General features: G+C 45.1%; 14 protein-coding genes. 2 read left to right on the top strand and 12 right to left on the bottom strand.

Annotated features, from left to right (window positions below; genetic code table 11):
• Positions 1–8: 8 nt before the first annotated feature.
• From FTD44_RS15550 to FTD44_RS15515, 8 genes are all read right to left on the bottom strand, one after another.
• Complete coding sequence (locus tag FTD44_RS15550; protein WP_222167295.1) at positions 9–1886, bottom strand: AMP-binding protein; 1878 nt, start codon at positions 1884–1886, stop codon at positions 9–11.
• 34 nt (positions 1887–1920) lie between these two features.
• Positions 1921–2283, bottom strand: a complete 363-nt coding sequence (locus FTD44_RS15545; protein ID WP_222167294.1) for a response regulator transcription factor — start codon at positions 2281–2283, stop codon at positions 1921–1923.
• A complete protein-coding gene (locus FTD44_RS15540; RefSeq protein WP_222167293.1) occupies positions 2258–4924 on the bottom strand; it encodes an ATP-binding protein in 2667 nt (888 codons plus the stop codon). Before FTD44_RS15540 ends, FTD44_RS15545 begins: the two co-directional genes overlap by 26 nt.
• Complete coding sequence (locus FTD44_RS15535; RefSeq protein WP_129021976.1) at positions 4917–5111, bottom strand: hypothetical protein; 195 nt, start codon at positions 5109–5111, stop codon at positions 4917–4919. Before FTD44_RS15535 ends, FTD44_RS15540 begins: the two co-directional genes overlap by 8 nt.
• Positions 5112–5227: 116 nt before the next feature.
• Positions 5228–5452, bottom strand: coding sequence for a DUF6814 family protein (locus FTD44_RS15530; protein ID WP_129021975.1), 225 nt, complete (start codon positions 5450–5452; stop codon positions 5228–5230).
• Between the two features lie 33 nt (positions 5453–5485).
• Entirely contained in the window at positions 5486–7042 is a 1557-nt protein-coding gene (locus FTD44_RS15525) for an MFS transporter (RefSeq protein ID WP_222167292.1), read from the bottom strand.
• A gap of 16 nt (positions 7043–7058) precedes the next feature.
• On the bottom strand, positions 7059–8438 hold the full coding sequence (locus FTD44_RS15520; protein ID WP_222167291.1) for a hypothetical protein: 1380 nt from the start codon (positions 8436–8438) through the stop codon (positions 7059–7061).
• A gap of 97 nt (positions 8439–8535) precedes the next feature.
• Positions 8536–8955 carry an IS1/IS1595 family N-terminal zinc-binding domain-containing protein gene (locus tag FTD44_RS15515; protein ID WP_222167290.1) on the bottom strand — a complete coding sequence of 140 codons (420 nt, stop codon included), beginning with the start codon at positions 8953–8955 and terminating at the stop codon, positions 8536–8538.
• Positions 8956–9130: 175 nt separating this feature from the next.
• On the opposite strand from FTD44_RS15515, the gene gcvP reads away from it, so the two are divergent.
• Both gcvP and FTD44_RS15505 read left to right on the top strand, forming a co-directional pair.
• Positions 9131–12013: an aminomethyl-transferring glycine dehydrogenase gene (gene gcvP, locus FTD44_RS15510; protein WP_222167289.1), complete on the top strand. Its 2883-nt coding sequence runs from the start codon at positions 9131–9133 to the stop codon at positions 12011–12013.
• Positions 12014–12127: 114 nt separating this feature from the next.
• Complete coding sequence (locus tag FTD44_RS15505) at positions 12128–12775, top strand: outer membrane beta-barrel protein (RefSeq protein WP_222167288.1); 648 nt, start codon at positions 12128–12130, stop codon at positions 12773–12775.
• A 195-nt stretch (positions 12776–12970) separates the two neighbouring features.
• Here the strand turns inward: FTD44_RS15505 and plsX are convergent, their stop codons facing one another.
• The 4 genes from plsX to FTD44_RS15485 all read right to left on the bottom strand — a co-directional run bounded on the left by plsX (position 12971) and on the right by FTD44_RS15485 (position 15779).
• Positions 12971–13927 carry a phosphate acyltransferase PlsX gene (gene plsX, locus FTD44_RS15500; protein WP_246625459.1) on the bottom strand — a complete coding sequence of 319 codons (957 nt, stop codon included), beginning with the start codon at positions 13925–13927 and terminating at the stop codon, positions 12971–12973.
• A gap of 79 nt (positions 13928–14006) precedes the next feature.
• On the bottom strand, positions 14007–14216 hold the full coding sequence (gene rpmF / locus FTD44_RS15495) for a 50S ribosomal protein L32 (RefSeq protein ID WP_222167287.1): 210 nt from the start codon (positions 14214–14216) through the stop codon (positions 14007–14009).
• 23 nt (positions 14217–14239) lie between these two features.
• Positions 14240–14827, bottom strand: coding sequence for a YceD family protein (locus FTD44_RS15490; protein WP_222167286.1), 588 nt, complete (start codon positions 14825–14827; stop codon positions 14240–14242).
• A 52-nt stretch (positions 14828–14879) separates the two neighbouring features.
• The gene (locus FTD44_RS15485; RefSeq protein ID WP_222167285.1) at positions 14880–15779 is read right to left on the bottom strand and encodes a DUF58 domain-containing protein; all 900 of its coding nucleotides are present in this window, start codon (positions 15777–15779) and stop codon (positions 14880–14882) included.
• Between the last annotated feature and the right edge of the window lie 145 nt (positions 15780–15924).

The raw sequence follows: 15924 nt of genomic DNA, 5'->3' as shown, positions 1-15924 counted from the left end.
TTTAATATTTACTTTTTGATCAGGGCAAACTGCTCCTGCAGCTCTTCAATGATTGCAGGATCATCTATGGTACTGGGCACCTGGTATGCCTTTCCGTCGATCATAGTACGGATCAGTTTACGCAGGATCTTACCGCTCCTGGTTTTGGGCAGGCGCTGTACGACCAGCACTTCTTTAAGACAGGCCACGGCACCTATTTTTTCCCGTACCAATTGTACTACAGCAGCAGGCACTTGTCCAGGATCAGCTACGCCTTGTTTTAAGACCACAAGCGCCATAGGCACCTGTCCTTTTAAAGTATCTTCTATACCTACTACTGCACATTCTGCAACTTCCGGCTGACCGGCTACTACTTCTTCCATCTCCGCAGTAGACATCCGGTGGCCGGCCACATTAATCACATCGTCCACCCTGCCCGTAATGAACATATAACCATCTTCATTACGGATCACCCCATCGCCGGAGAAATAATATCCGGGGAACTGCTCCAGGTATCCTCTCTTAAATCGTTCAGGATCATTCCACAAACCAGTTAAGGTACCCGGTGGCAATGGTAGTTTAATGACCAGGTAGCCTTCATGATGTGCATCAAGCTCATAGCCATTATCGTTAAATACCCTGATGTCGTAACCCGGTATAGGCTTACCTGCAGCGGCCCTGATGATGGGCTCTTGCTCCACACCACGTTGCAGGCCTAAAACCGGCCATCCACTTTCTGTCTGCCAGAAATGATCTATAGCCGGCACACCTACATGTTGCTCATACCAGTCCAGAGTGGCCACATCGCAGCGCTCTCCTGCAAGAAATTGGGTACGCAGGCAGGACAGGTTATATTGCTTTACCAGCAGGCCTTCAGGGTCTTCTTTCTTAATCGCCCGTATGGCTGTGGGTGCGGTAAACATGATCTTTACCTGGTGTTCAGAGATGATGCGCCAGAACGTTCCAGCATCGGGTGTCATAATAGGCTTCCCCTCAAAGACCACAGTGGTATTGCGGTTGAGCAATGGTCCGTATACAATATAGCTATGCCCCACTACCCAGCCTACATCCGAAGCGGCCCAGAAGACCTCTCCTGGCTGCGCTCCATAGATATGCGTCATGGAGAACTGTAATGCTGTTGCATAACCACCGGTGTCACGAATAATACCTTTAGGCTTACCTGTTGTACCGGAAGTATATAATACATACAAGGGATGTGTGGAAGGCAGCGGAACGCAGGGCACCGGTGCGAAAGCCGCTACCAGCGCGGCATAATCGATCACCCCTTTTGCCGGCTTTATATCTGCAAGCTTACGGTCCACATGAACAATATGTTCCGGTTTATGAGCAGATAGTGCTATAGCCTCTGTAACCATAGGCATGTACGGAATAGTTTTCTTTCCTTCTATACCTACACTGGCCGTTAATATTACTTTAGGCTTACAATCATCTATGCGTACCGATAGCTCATGCGGTGCAAAACCACCAAATACCACAGAATGAATGACACCAATGCGGGCACAGGCCAGCATGGCAAACATGGATTGCGGTATCATAGGCATGTATATAATAGCTGTATCGCCCTCCTTCAAACCCAGTCCCCGCAAGCCTCCGGCCAGTTTCGCAACCTCGTGCTGCACCTGGGCATATGTATATTTTTGTTGTTGTCCGGTAACCGGTGAATCGTATATGACGGCAACCTGCGCTCCGTAACCCTCTGCTACATGCCGGTCTACCGCGAGGTAACACATATTCAGCATTCCATCGGGAAACCATTGCGGGTAGCCCGTTTCATCGCTGCCCAATATGATCTCCGGAAAGGTATACCAGTCCAGCTGCCCGGCCTGTTGCTGCCAGAACAATTCCTTATCTGCGATGCTGTCTCTGTATAGTTGGTCTGCATTCATATACGTTCACATTTAATAGTTTATATCATCTATCTCAGGTAATCAGTTCATCCACCTGCTGTAATAATTTCTTAATGGAGTATGGTTTGGTCACATAAGCATCTGCGCCCAGGTCATAGGCTTTCTGTATATCGGCCGGGTTATTCTTGGCACTTACAATTACGATCTTACAGTCTTTCAGCTGCTCTTCTGCACGGATCTGCTGCAGGGTCTCATAGCCGTCCAGGTTAGGCATCATAATATCGAGCAGTATGGCTGCCGGTATTTCTGTTTTCAGCAAATCCATTACTTCACTACCATCACGTGCAATGAACACTTCATAGCCGCTCTTCCGGAAAGAATATTCCAGCGACATGAGTATTTTATGTTCGTCATCGGCAATAATTATTTTTTTCATACTTGTCGTAGTTTTGAGGAACAGATAAAGTGAACTGCACCCCATCCAGTATATTTTTAGCATAAATATACCCATGGTGTGCTTCTATGATCTTTTTACTGATCGACAGGCCCAGCCCGCTGCCCAATGGCTTCTTAAGGTTCTGGTTGCGCGACTGATAAAATTTCTCAAAGATCATTTCCAGTTCATCATCCGGTATCTGTTTCCCCGAATTATATATTTTCAGTTCCAGGTTTTCCTGCGGGTTGCATACACTCAACAAGATTTCACCATGCTTGTCTTTAGTGAATTTGATCGCATTTGCCAGCAGATTATTGATCACCTGGATCATCCGTTTTTCATCATAGTAAAAGAACTCCCTGGTCAGGTTCAGGCGCACATCCAGCTTTATCTCCTCTTTCTCTACCAGGTGTTCTATAGGCTGTATAACTTTCTTGATCGTATTCTTGATGTTATACTGCGCGATCTCCAATACCTGTTCGGTATGCTCCAGTTTATCAAGGTACAGGATATCATTGATCAGTTCATTCAGCCGGTCCGATTCTGAAATAATGTTGTAGAGAAACTGACTGCGTATGCCTTCCGGCATATCTTCATCATCCTGCAACAGCTCTCCGGCCGCGCGTATAGCCGTAATCGGTGTACGCAGCTCATGTGCTACTGCATCCAGGAACTCATCTTTCTGTTTGTCCTTTTCCAGCAGCGAAGCATTGGCATGCTGCAACTGTGCCGATAGCTGTTTCAGTTTCTGCGACTGCTCTGTCAGCTGCTTGTTCAGTAATATATTCTGCTTCGACTCTTCAAGAATACCCAGCACTTCCGGCAGGCTGATCTTATCTTCTTTCGTCACACTCTCGATCAGGATCTTGGCCGATGCGGTACCGATACGGCCCGCCAGCAGGTTCTCCGAAAACTTGATCAGTCGGGCATCTGCGGTATCTTCTTCATCAGTGATATTATATTTCTGATTAAAAATATGTAATGCCTGTTTTGTCTTCTCCTCGCCCAGGAAGCGGATCAGGATGCGGCGTATATCTTCTGTTTCAGCAGTGCCTTTCCATACAAATGCACTGTCCTGGTACTTCAGGTATTTATCAATATCGACATACATTTCGGCATAGTTGCGCTCTGTATAATTGCCTTTGCCGAATATAGACACAAGGGCAAAGATTACGGTATTCACAAATAGGCTCCAGAAAAATGCATTGGTCATAGGATCGAAATAATCGATCGTAAAAAAGGATTGCGATACCCTGGCCCCGCTCATCTCCGGTAGAATGAGCATTTTGTAACACATAAATACCCCGGCGACCAGGCCGCTGACTGCACCCCAGTAGGAACCACGCTTCCAGAAGATGGCCGAGAAAAAAGATGGTGCCAGTTGTGCAATAATCACGAAAGACATCAGTCCTACGGAGAACAATGAATTCTCATTGATATAAAATTTATAAAACAGGTAAGCGCAGACAATCAGTAATGCAATGCCGATTTTGCGCACCGTAACAATCAGTTTCGTATTATCTTTTACATTGCTTTCACTAATCTTGTTCAGTATCCCGTAAGGAATGATCAGGTTATTAGACATCATGATCGACAGGGCTATGCTGGAGATGATGATCATAGATACACTGGCACTGAGTCCGCCTAAGAACACGATTACGGTAATGATATGCTGTCCGAATTTTTGCGGGATCAGGATGGAATACATCTCTGCATTGACCGATGCACCCTTGAACAAAATATTGCCACCCCAGGCAACAGGGAAGACAAAAATATTGATCAGCAACAGGTACAAGGGCACCAGCCATAAGGCCGTACGCAGGTGCTTCTCTCTCCTGTTTTCTACAATAGTAGTATGAAACTGTCTTGGCAGCAGGAAGATGGCTGACATGGACAAAAGACTCATCAGGCACCAGTTCAGCGCACCGGTAAGGCCGCCTATACTATTCTTATGGGCAAAGTCGGAAAAGGTTGAAGCCTGCGCGTACAGGTCATCCCAGCCATTGAAGACACCATAGGTAACATAAATACCAAGCACTAAAAAGAAGATCAGCTTTAAGATAGATTCTGCAGCAACGGCAGCGATGACACCCACTCTCTTTTCAGAAGCATCGACATATTTCGTACCGTAATAAGAGGAGAAAACCGTGATCAGCGCAACAACATAAGTAGCCGAATCGGTGAATATATTATTACTGTTGGCCGTATGCGAAACCAGGTGAAAGGTATCTGATATAGCCTTGATCTGCAAGCCGATATAAGGCACAATTGCAGCAGCACAAATAAGGGTGATCAATGCGCCCAGCGAACGGCTGTTGCCATAGCGCAGAGAGATAAAATCGGCAATACTACTGATCTTATTCACCCTGGAGATGCGTATGATCTTGGCATTAATTAATATCCATGCAGGTATGATAATGATGGGGCCAATATAGATCGTCAGGTATTCCAGTCCTCTTGTGGCGGCAACACCTATACTGCCGTAATAGGTCCAGGCAGAGCAATACACCGCAATGGACAAGGAGTAGATATACGGATTATTTACCCAGAATGGCTTCCGGCTTTTCTCTGCTACACTGGCTATAAAAAACAGCAATACCAGATACAGTAATACTAATATAAATAATCCGACGCTATTCATTATATCTTTTAACAACAAAAAAAGTGATCGCTATAGAAGCTATCCATACCATGAAAATATATGCATAGATCATGGGGATGCCGATAACCTTATCCGCTTTATCAAACAGCAGTATGATGGGTACATTGAGCAGTATAAAAATAATGATGCTCACCAATACCAGCTTCTGTTCATGTCTCTTTTTCATCCTTTGGGAAAGTCCATCCGGGCAGTTTCGGATTCAATTCTTAAATGTACAAAAATCAAGGGAAAGCCGGGGAAAAAATCTTTAGAACTCCCCGGCTTTTTCTTTTATTTACCGGTTTACTTTTCCAGCGAATATTCACCCTGCAGGGCATAGTATCCGAAGATGAGTAAACCACCTACAATAATGGGGGTAAGCAGGGATAAAATAATGATCCCGAATACCAGGTCGTCCTGGCTACCGGAACTGATCTTAGGCAGTCCGAACTGGAAAATACAGAAGTATCCTGCGGCTAAGGCCAGTAATATCCATACAATGCCGAATGCTTTTCTGATGGCGTTCATAATATAATATTTTTAGAATGATGAATGAGTAGTTTAATCTTTGACACTTTTATCCTTGCCATTAATATACAGCACCCCTATGACCAGGCTGATGGCTGCAATAATGATCGGATACCATAAACCCTGCAGGTACCAGTCCGGGTTGCCCGCCTTCTGTGCACTGCTTACAAAATAGGTGGCTACGAAAGGCAGCAATCCACCGAATACCCCATTGCCGATATGGTACGGTAATGACATGGACGTGTAGCGGATGCGGATCGGGAACATCTCTACCAGGAAGGCTGCAATAGGGCCGTACACCATGGTTACGAATACTACCTGTATAAATACCAGGAAGATCAGTGTCCATTTGTCCGAATCATTAACCGAAATAGATTTCGTCACTTTGGCCGCGACAGGCTTGGCAGCAGGATCGGCCTGAATGTGCACCACGCTATCCTTTTTCAACTCGGTGCCATCGGTATAAGTACTGACGCTGCTACAGGTAATCAGCTGGTCTCCCTCATGTTTAGGATCGGCCTTTGTTGTAACCTTTTGGCTAATCCCGTTTTCGGTCAGTGTCTTTTGTGTAATATCTGTAGTGGCAAACATTTTACTGTATATAGGCCGGTAGCTTACAATGGCTATAGCCATACCCAGCATCATAATCACCTTGCGTCCGTAACGGTCCGATAAAGCACCAAACACTACGAAGAGTGGCGTACCCATCAGTAAGGCAATTGCCATCAGCGAATCTACCTGGGCACTGTTTATGTTCATTACTTTCTGCAGGAAGCTCATGGCATAGAACTGGCCGGTATACCATACCACGCCCTGCCCCATAGCCGCACCAAACAAAGCCAGCAGCACAAATTTGAAGTTAAAGCGGTTACCGAAACTTTCTTTCAGCGGGTTCTTGGAAGTCTTTCCTTCTTCCTTGGCTTTCGCAAACAATGGAGACTCCTTCATATTCTTACGGATGATGTAAGATACCCCAACCATTAAAATAGAGATCCAGAACGGAACGCGCCAGCCCCAGCTATCAAAAGCCTCGGCAGATAAGGTTTTCTTGGTAATGAGGATCACGATCAGCGACACAAAAAGTCCGATCGTAGCCGTGGTCTGTATCCAGGAGGTCCAGTAACCGCGACGGTTGGGTTGTGCATATTCGGCTACATAAGTTGCTGCACCGCCATACTCTCCGCCCAGGGCCAGTCCCTGTAAGAGGCGCAATAGTAATACCAGTACCGGTGCCAGGAAACCAATCGTTTCATAACTGGGTATACAGCCGATCAGGAAGGTAGCGCCGCCCATAATGAGCAGGGTAACCAGGAAGGTGTATTTACGACCGATGATATCGCCCAGGCGGCCAAAGAATAAGGCACCGAAAGGTCTTACAACAAAACCGGCAGCAAAAGTGGCCAGTGTAGACAGGAAGGCAGCAGTAGGATTGGCAGAAGGGAAAAACTTATCGGCCAGTACCACTGCAAGACTTCCAAATATATAGAAGTCATACCATTCAATGAGGGTACCTAAAGAGGAAGCGGTGATCACGCTCCAGATCGTTTTATTTTGCTGGCGGGTCTCCGCCTTGGAATATTGCTGACTCATATAATCTGTTGGGGGGTTATAGATAAACTTGGAATTGAACGGTGAGCTCTCCTTTGGCCGTAGGTTTGGCGGTAGTAGAGGTATATACCGGACGGGTGCTGTACTGGGTAGAGATTTTGGCATGATGACCGCTGATCAGCCAGTTGGCACCTATATCAAACTGGGTGGAGGCATGCTCCAGGGCTTCGAACTGCTTATGTGTTACGGCACCGAAGGGCTGGATGCGCAGTTTGGCTGCAGGGTTCTTACAAGGCAGCATAAATCCGGCCTGTACATGGGCAATGCTTCCGGTTCCGATGGTGGGCTGCAGGTTGCCGGCACCGGCTATGGCACGGCTGCCTGTATAGGTCGTATCATTTCCGGCTATATTCATAATACCCAGGTTGCGCAGGTAATTAGGACCGAAATCGTAATGATAATATACACCGTATACATTAATAGCCATATTCTTTGCCTTATCTCCTACCGGCAATTCGGCAAATACATCGACAGACAACAAGGTAATATCATGTTTGGCCGTTACCCCATTCACCATAGAGCGGGTACCTTCGGGCTGACGGTAAAAGCCGGCACCTATATTGAAGATTTTCTTTGTCCCTAAATAAGTGCCTACTTTATACGGCAGTGCATTGGATTCGATATCGCAGAACTGGTATTCTACATAACCGGCCTGAGACCATTTCGATTTCCCATTATTATCTACAGCAATAGCAGTCGCATCGCTGGTGGCATTTACGGGGCTGAGGTTGGTGGCAAATGGTTTATTGACGCTGAAACGGTACTCCATCCGATCCCATTTACCTTTAGCGAAGATACCCATCTGGCGGGCAAACTGGTCTGAATTGTCGATCAATGGCCAGTTGAATATCTGCGCATCGACAAGCAGGAAGTTGAGTGTAGAGGCCATTGTCGCGCGGGACAAACCGGTATAGTAATGCAAACCTGCCCCTATAGATAAACTGAATTTTGATTTTTCGGTGGGCTGTACTACTGCGTATTCATTCCAGGCATCGTGAAAGAACATACCCGGCTTTTTGCCCTGTCCGTAGCCACCGGTACCGGAGGTCCCGCTGGCGCCTCCATTGATGAAGGTCTGGTTATTGATCCCGAAATGGGTAACGATAGTAAACCGTTTGGAGATCTGTGCCATAGCAAGGAAGCGCAGGCGGCGGTTGCCGATGCTCCAGCTATTATCTTCCGGCACACCGGCTACGGCACTACCCGGGTTGTTCTGGGTATTCCGGAGCCAGATCTGGTTCCAGGTAATGAAGCGGATATATTTAGAGCCGTCCTGGTTTACATTGAGTTTGATACCAGAGCCATAATCCGAAAATCCTTGTGCAAAGAGGGTTTGGGACAGAAGCAAACCGGAAATTGCGAGCGCTATTTTCTTCATTTTTCTATGTTTAAAATTGTTATACGATTGCAATACGAATTTGTAAACAATATCCAACAAAGTGAAAAATGATATATATTTCTGTAAAGAAGTATAGTTATTTCTTAAACCGCTCCCATTTGATCAGCATAAACTTATCTCCGAACTCGGTGATGATAAAGCCTGCTCCCTTAAGATTTTCATTATTCTGTACGAATTCCACCAATTCTTCCTGGCTGAATACCTTGTAACTGGGATGATATTGCGCCTGTCCCGGACGGGAAATGCCATACTCTTTTACCCAGCCGCTGATGGCGGTATGAGACACGCCTATAATACGCTCAATCTCCCGGAAACTCAGGCCCTCCAGATACAGCTGTAATGCCTTTGTAACATAATAATCATCGATCTTCTTACCCAGCTTATCTACGGTAAAATAGTAGGCGCATTCTTTACAATAAAACCGCTGCCGGTCTTTCACAATTCCACTCTTGACAATATGCTGTCCGGCACATTTGGGACACTTTTTGAGATTCATATATACTATTTTAGCAAAACTATACCTAATTAGCAAATATATATAATTTTAAGTATAATTTCATCAATGGCAACAGATAGATAATATCCTATACAGCTATTGATAAACGGAATTTCATATGCTGAATAATAAACCGTAAATTTGCAGCCTCATTCACAAATCATTTCGTTTTATAATGAATCTATTTTCGCAATTACAGCACGAGTTTCAAGGCCGTCATATTGGGCCTGATGCAGCTCAGACTAAGGAAATGCTTGCTACTATCGGTATTGATAGCATAGATGCTTTGATTGACAAAACCATCCCTTCTGCTATCCGCATGACGACGGATCTCAACCTGCCGCCGGCGCTGAGCGAACAAGATTACTTAAGAATGCTGAAGAGTGTTTCCCTGAAAAACAAAGTCTTCAGAACGTACATCGGACAAGGATATTACGACACCGTAACGCCTTCCGTTATTTTAAGAAACGTTTTTGAAAATCCAGGTTGGTATACACAGTATACTCCATACCAGGCTGAGATCTCTCAGGGTCGCCTGGAGAGCTTACTGAACTACCAGACTATGGTGAGCGACCTGACGGCATTACCTATTGCCAACGCTTCCCTGCTGGACGAGTCTACTGCTGCTGCAGAGGCAATGTCTATGTTTTTCCATGCGGCAAACAAATCTGTCAGCAATCCAGAAAAACCAAAATTCTTCGTTGACAAACATACGTTCCCTCAGACGAAAGATGTAATCACCACCAGAGCGACTCCACTTGGTATCGAACTGGTATTCGGCGATTACAAAACCGTAGCGATCGACGATACGTTCTTCGGAGCTATTGTTCAGTATCCTAATGGTTTGGGTTCTGTTGAGGATTATACTGCTTTCGTTGAGAAAGTACATGGTGCAGGCGGTTATGTTGCTTTCGCAACGGATTTGCTGGCCCTGACTTTATTAACCCCTCCGGGTGAGCTGGGTGCTGATGTAGCCTTAGGTTCTGCACAGCGTTTCGGTGTACCCCTGGGATTCGGTGGTCCGCACGCGGCATTCTTCTCTTGTAAGGATGAGTTCAAACGCAGCATTCCGGGTCGTATCATCGGTGTAAGTATCGATGCACAAGGTGGCCGTGCTTTACGTATGGCTTTACAAACCCGTGAGCAGCACATCAAACGCGAAAAAGCAACTTCTAATATTTGTACTGCACAGGCATTACTGGCCAATATGGCTGCAATGTATGCAGTATTCCACGGCCCTAAAGGCCTGAAAGCGATTGCTTCCCGTGTACACATCTTAGCTCAGACTTTAGCTAAAGCACTGAAAGAGAACGGACACGAGCTGGTATCTGATTCATTCTTTGATACCGTTACTATTGTAACCAACAAAGGTGCGATCATCCAGAGCCAGGCAGAAAAAGCAGGTATCAACTTCCGTTATATCGGCGACCATATGGTGAGCATTGCTTTAGATGAAACAACTTCATTTGAAGACCTGGCTGATATCATCAACATCCTGAACGATGTTGTAGAAGCGGTAAGCTACGATGCAAGTGACGATCAGTTAATGGAAAACATTCCTGCTAACCTGGTACGTACTTCTGACTACCTGACCCATACTAACTTTAACAGCCACCACAGCGAAACCCTGATGATGCGTTATATCAAGTCTCTGGAAAATAAAGATCTGAGCCTGAATACGAGCATGATCTCTCTGGGTAGCTGTACCATGAAGCTGAATGCTGCTACTGAAATGATTCCTCTGAGCTGGTCTCACTGGAGCAAAATGCACCCGTTTGCGCCAAAAGAGCAAACACAGGGCTACCTGCACATCATTAAAGAACTGGAAGCATACCTGGCTACAATCACCGGATTTGCCGGTTGCAGCGTACAGCCAAACAGTGGTGCGAATGGTGAATACGCAGGTCTGCTGTGTATCCGCGCATACCACGAAAGCAGAGGTGAAGGCAACAGAAACATCATGCTGATCCCGATCTCTGCACACGGTACCAACCCTGCATCTGCAGTAATGGCGGGCTACAAAGTGGTTGTGGTAAAAGCACATGAAAACGGTTATATCGATGTAGAAGACCTGAAAGCTAAGGCTGAACAATACAAGAATGACCTGGCGGGTATCATGATTACCTACCCTTCTACTTACGGTATTTTCGAAGAAAGTATTAAAGATATTACCCGCATCATTCACGAGAATGGCGGACAAGTATATATGGATGGTGCGAATATGAATGCACAGGTTGGCCTGACGGCTCCTGGCTTCATCGGAGCAGACGTTTGTCACCTTAACCTGCACAAAACCTTCGCTATCCCTCACGGTGGTGGTGGTCCGGGTGTAGGCCCGATCTGTGTGGCAGCACACCTGATCCCATTCCTGCCTAGCCATGTGATCAACGAAAACGAACTGAAAGGTAAGCCTAGCTATGCAGTATCTGCTGCACCATTCGGTTCTGCTTCTATCCTGCTGATCTCTTATGCATACATCCGTATGCTGGGTGCTACCGGTGCTAAAGCAGCTACTCAATATGCCATCCTGAATGCGAACTACATGAAAGCACGCCTGAAAGATGCATATGAGATCCTGTATACCGGTTCTAACGGTACTTGTGCACACGAGTTTATCGTAGACCTGAGACCATTCAAGAAAACGGCTGGTATCGAAGCGGAAGATGTAGCTAAACGTCTGATGGACTATGGTTTCCACGCACCTACTATGAGCTTCCCTGTACCGGGCACGATCATGATCGAGCCTACAGAAAGTGAAGATAAAGGTGAGCTGGACCGTTTCTGTGACGCAATGTTATCGATCAGAGCAGAGATCAAAGCTATCGAAGAAGGTCGTATGGATACTACAGACAACCCGCTGAAAAATGCACCGCATACACAGCATGTTGTCATCAGCAGCGAGTGGAACCATGCCTATACAAGAGAAGAAGCGGTTTATCCTTTACCATATATCAAAGAGGCTAAATTCTGGCCTACTGTGGGTCGTGTAAACAATACACATGGAGATCGTAACCTGATCTGTACCTGTGAGCCGATCGAAAGCTATATGGAAGCTTAATCAGTTTTCAATTAAATATCATAATATAACAAATACTACTCATCATTGGGTAGTATTTGTCATTTATGGTATATTACATCCTGAAACATTTACTTCTATTTAATTAAAATGACTATGATCAAACAAAGCTTGCTGGCTATGGCCCTGCTCGCTGCTTGTACTACCGCACAGGCACAATTTACCGTGGGTGCACAATACGGCCTTACCTTCTCCCGGACCGATGTGACACCAAACGGGACTAATAATCATTATGGCGTTTATGGTGAGTGGCAATCCGGTTTCAGGTTTCTGTCTCTTGCCATCAGCTGGAATGCCGGTACTTTAAGCGGAGGCAATAAGGAGACGGCCAATGATCTGTATTACAGCAATAAGTATAACCAGGGTGATCTGCAGCTGAAAGTGTACCCTTTACGCACCTTTGGCAAAAGTGACTCCAGCCGTGTCCTGTACTATCTTTCGGGGATTTATGCAGCAGGTGGATTCGGGCTTATGGGCAGCACAACTACCATACATGAAATACCCAATGGCAATTTCCGCTACCAGGGTAATTATAGTGGTGTAAACAGTGTGATACCTGTTTCTTTCGGTATCGAAATCCCATTGCGTAAGGCTTTTCAGCAGAAAGGACTTAGCCTTAATTTCAAATACCAGATCAATTACTGCATGAGTGATAAAATAGATGGGTACGATCCTGATCTGACGTCCAACAAAAACAAGGATGTATACAATATGGCTACTTTCGGATTGAGCTATAGCTTTTAGCCAATAGCCATCAGAAGTGTACTTATGGGGGGCTCAACAACCGGAAATTTAGCGCCCTTATGGGCTCGAAGGGAGATAACCCGATCAACGCGTATAATAGTCCAGAATGGCTGCAATTCCCTTGCAGGTCATTATAAAATAATAAAGCAGCCGTTTGATACGGCTGCTTTATACATAATTATTTGTCTTAACAGATTAAGCTTCTTTTACTACCTGGAAGTGCTTTTTCATCGCATCGATCAGGCCGGTAGAAATCACTTTCTCCGCGCTGCGGATCATTGCTTTGAATGCAATGGCATTAGAGATACCATGACCAATCATAACCGGTGCATTGATACCCAGAATAGGTACACCACCATATTGCTCATAGTTAAAGCGCTCCAGCAAAGGATCATGGATCTTATCGCGCTTCTTGAACAAGTCATATACAGACTCTGCCATTTTGAGTACGATATTACCGGTAAATCCTTCACAAACGGCTACTCTTGCTCTTTCGCCAAAGATGTCTCTGCCTTCGATATTGCCAATAAAATTAATGGCCGTATTTTCTTTCAGCAAAGGATAGGTAGCCTGGCACAGGATATTTCCCTTACCTTCTTCCTCTCCCAGGTTCAGCAGACCCACTTCCGGTTGCTTAATGCCCAGTACATACTCTGCATACAGTGCGCCTAATACGGCAAACTGATTCAGGTGTTCCGGTTTGCAATCAGCATTGGCACCAACGTCGAGCAGTAAATTATATCCTTCATCTTCTCTGGGTACCAGAGAAGCAATTGTAGGACGCAATACGCCTTCGATCGGGGCTACGGTATACATAGCACCTACCAGCATAGCACCGGTGTTACCAGCGCTTAAGAATGCATCAATTTTACCTGCTTTCAACATACCGAATCCCATAGCAATGCTGGATTGTTGTTTCTCCTTCAGCGCTTTGGTCGGATGTTCATTCATTTCAATCACCTGAGGAGCATGCACAAATGTGTATCTGCCGGAATACGCGTCCAGAGAGGACAGGTATTCCTTGCATGCATCTTCATTTCCTATCAACACTAAATGACTATCGGCAAATTCCTGGAAATAAGCCAATGCTCCCAGTACCGCTTCTTTAGGGGCTAAATCGCCACCCATCAAATCGAGCCCTATATTCATCATAATATAATTGGTGTGCAATATTTAGTATGATATAAAATAAAAATGTTGGTAAAATTTCCCTTACCAACATTTTTATATATTATTCAGCAGTTTCTGCAGTCTCTGTGGTAGCGTTATCAATAACTACTTTACCACGGTAGTACATTTTACCTTCGCTCCAGTGAGCGCGGTGGCGTAAATGTGATTCTCCAGTAGTTGCATCTGTACTGATTGTAGCTGCTACAGCTTTGTAATGCGTACGACGCTTAGCTCCTCTTTGTGCAGAATGACGACGTTTAGGATTTGGCATGATTTCTAGATTTTACTTATTGATTAATTCTGATTATTATTATTTTTAAAGGCATCAAGGCCCTTCCAAATATTATTTTTTTGTTGTTCTTTAGCGGCTTCTTCATCTTCCTCTGCCTGCTGCTGACTCATCTTATCCAAAAGGGCCAGATTGTCTTTGTTGCAGGTTGTATTACCTTCTGCATCATCCGGGTGAATGCGCTGCATCGGAATACTCAGCAAGATGAATTCATAAATCCATTCTGAAAGATCTATAACCGTTTCATTTTTGGAGAGGAATACAATATCACCATCATCTTCTGTTTCATCCTCGTCTTCCATTGTATGGTCCCTCAACTTCACGATCAGGTCAAATTCGTCCCATAAAGGCAGGGTGAAAATCTCACCGCAACGATCACAGGCTACATCAACGCTGCCATTAATATCGAACTTTAAGGCAAAAAAGTTAGGATGCTTATCCAATGTGACAGTTACCTGTACATTTACGGCTTCCAGATCTTCTGCTTCCGCTCCGATCAGTTCAAAAAACGGTTTCCCAATCTCGTAATTATAGGTATGAACGCCATTTTTTAAACCTACATATGCTATTTCAAACTCTCTGTGGTACCTCATACACAATACTACACTAAAATTAGGTTTGCAAAGGTAAATATTTTTTTCGATATTACATCAATTTATTTCTTTTCCTCAGATATTGTTGTAAAATTACATCCATCGAGGTATTGATATCGCAGGCTACGAGGTCGATATTATATTGTGCGCAACGCTCGTAAAGCCGCTCGTGGTAAGCTTTTAGCTGCGACAGATACTCGTCCCTTACCTGCTCCGGTTTCAACTTTATTTTTTGACCGGTCTCCATATCTACAAATTCATAAGGACGGTTTTCAAAAGCAAAATCCCATTCTTTTCTCCCCTCTCCCACATGAAATACGATCACTTCATTCTGCTGATGTTTCAGGTGCTGCAGGGAATCGTAAAATGCTTCTTCCCTCGAGAGGTCATCCATAAAGTCACTGAACACCATAATCAGTGATCGCTTGGGCATCGTTTCTGCTATATGATGCAGCACCTCAGGGAGGTTGGTCTGCCCTTCTATCGACGGAGCGATGAGCAACTTTTCCATTTCAGTAATCAGCATCTTATAATGCCGCTCACTGGACTTTATCGGAGAAGACCAGTATACCTGGTCGGCAAACAATTTAAGGCCCGTAGCATCCAGCTGTTTGCGCAATAACTGCATCAGGGCAGCTGCGGCGAGACAGGAAAAATACAGTTTATTCATCCCCTCGGCCGGGAAACGCATGGATGCAGAGGTATCTAAGGCAATACAACATTTCAGATTGGTCTCTTCTTCAAACTTCTTTACGAACATTTTGTCACTCTTGCCATAAACCTTCCAATCTATGTACCGCAGGTTATCGCCAGGATTATATAACCGGTGCTCGGCAAACTCGACAGAAAAGCCATGAAAGGGGCTTTTATGCAGGCCTATAATAAACCCTTCGACCACTTGTCGGGCCAGTAACTCCAGGTTTCCGGTATCAAAAGGCTGGTTCAGTTGCATGGGCTTAAAGTTAAGACGAGTTTCGCAATAAATGATGAAGAAATCAAAAATTCAACCGTCAGTATGCAAAAAATTATGCTTTTCTTTAAGAGATATTAGTCCAAACAAAAAAGTCAAAAACCGTATCCGGATTTTTGACTTTTGC

This window comes from Edaphocola aurantiacus, assembly GCF_019797745.1.
Classification (GTDB): domain Bacteria; phylum Bacteroidota; class Bacteroidia; order Chitinophagales; family Chitinophagaceae; genus Edaphocola; species Edaphocola aurantiacus.
Note: the sequence above shows the minus strand (reverse complement) of the source record. Positions and strands in the feature narration are given on the sequence as shown.

Excerpts from the sequence above, each read along its gene's own strand:
- FTD44_RS15550 (WP_222167295.1), bottom strand. The coding sequence starts at position 1,886 with ATGAATGCAGACCAACTATACAGAGACAGCATCGCAGATAAGGAATTG.
- FTD44_RS15545 (WP_222167294.1), bottom strand. The coding sequence starts at position 2,283 with ATGAAAAAAATAATTATTGCCGATGACGAACATAAAATACTCATGTCG.
- FTD44_RS15540 (WP_222167293.1), bottom strand. The coding sequence starts at position 4,924 with ATGAATAGCGTCGGATTATTTATATTAGTATTACTGTATCTGGTATTG.
- FTD44_RS15535 (WP_129021976.1), bottom strand. The coding sequence starts at position 5,111 with ATGAAAAAGAGACATGAACAGAAGCTGGTATTGGTGAGCATCATTATT.
- FTD44_RS15530 (WP_129021975.1), bottom strand. The coding sequence starts at position 5,452 with ATGAACGCCATCAGAAAAGCATTCGGCATTGTATGGATATTACTGGCC.
- FTD44_RS15525 (WP_222167292.1), bottom strand. The coding sequence starts at position 7,042 with ATGAGTCAGCAATATTCCAAGGCGGAGACCCGCCAGCAAAATAAAACG.
- FTD44_RS15520 (WP_222167291.1), bottom strand. The coding sequence starts at position 8,438 with ATGAAGAAAATAGCGCTCGCAATTTCCGGTTTGCTTCTGTCCCAAACC.
- FTD44_RS15515 (WP_222167290.1), bottom strand. The coding sequence starts at position 8,955 with ATGAATCTCAAAAAGTGTCCCAAATGTGCCGGACAGCATATTGTCAAG.
- gcvP (WP_222167289.1), top strand. The coding sequence starts at position 9,131 with ATGAATCTATTTTCGCAATTACAGCACGAGTTTCAAGGCCGTCATATT.
- FTD44_RS15505 (WP_222167288.1), top strand. The coding sequence starts at position 12,128 with ATGATCAAACAAAGCTTGCTGGCTATGGCCCTGCTCGCTGCTTGTACT.
- plsX (WP_246625459.1), bottom strand. The coding sequence starts at position 13,927 with ATGATGAATATAGGGCTCGATTTGATGGGTGGCGATTTAGCCCCTAAA.
- rpmF (WP_222167287.1), bottom strand. The coding sequence starts at position 14,216 with ATGCCAAATCCTAAACGTCGTCATTCTGCACAAAGAGGAGCTAAGCGT.
- FTD44_RS15490 (WP_222167286.1), bottom strand. The coding sequence starts at position 14,827 with ATGAGGTACCACAGAGAGTTTGAAATAGCATATGTAGGTTTAAAAAAT.
- FTD44_RS15485 (WP_222167285.1), bottom strand. The coding sequence starts at position 15,779 with ATGCAACTGAACCAGCCTTTTGATACCGGAAACCTGGAGTTACTGGCC.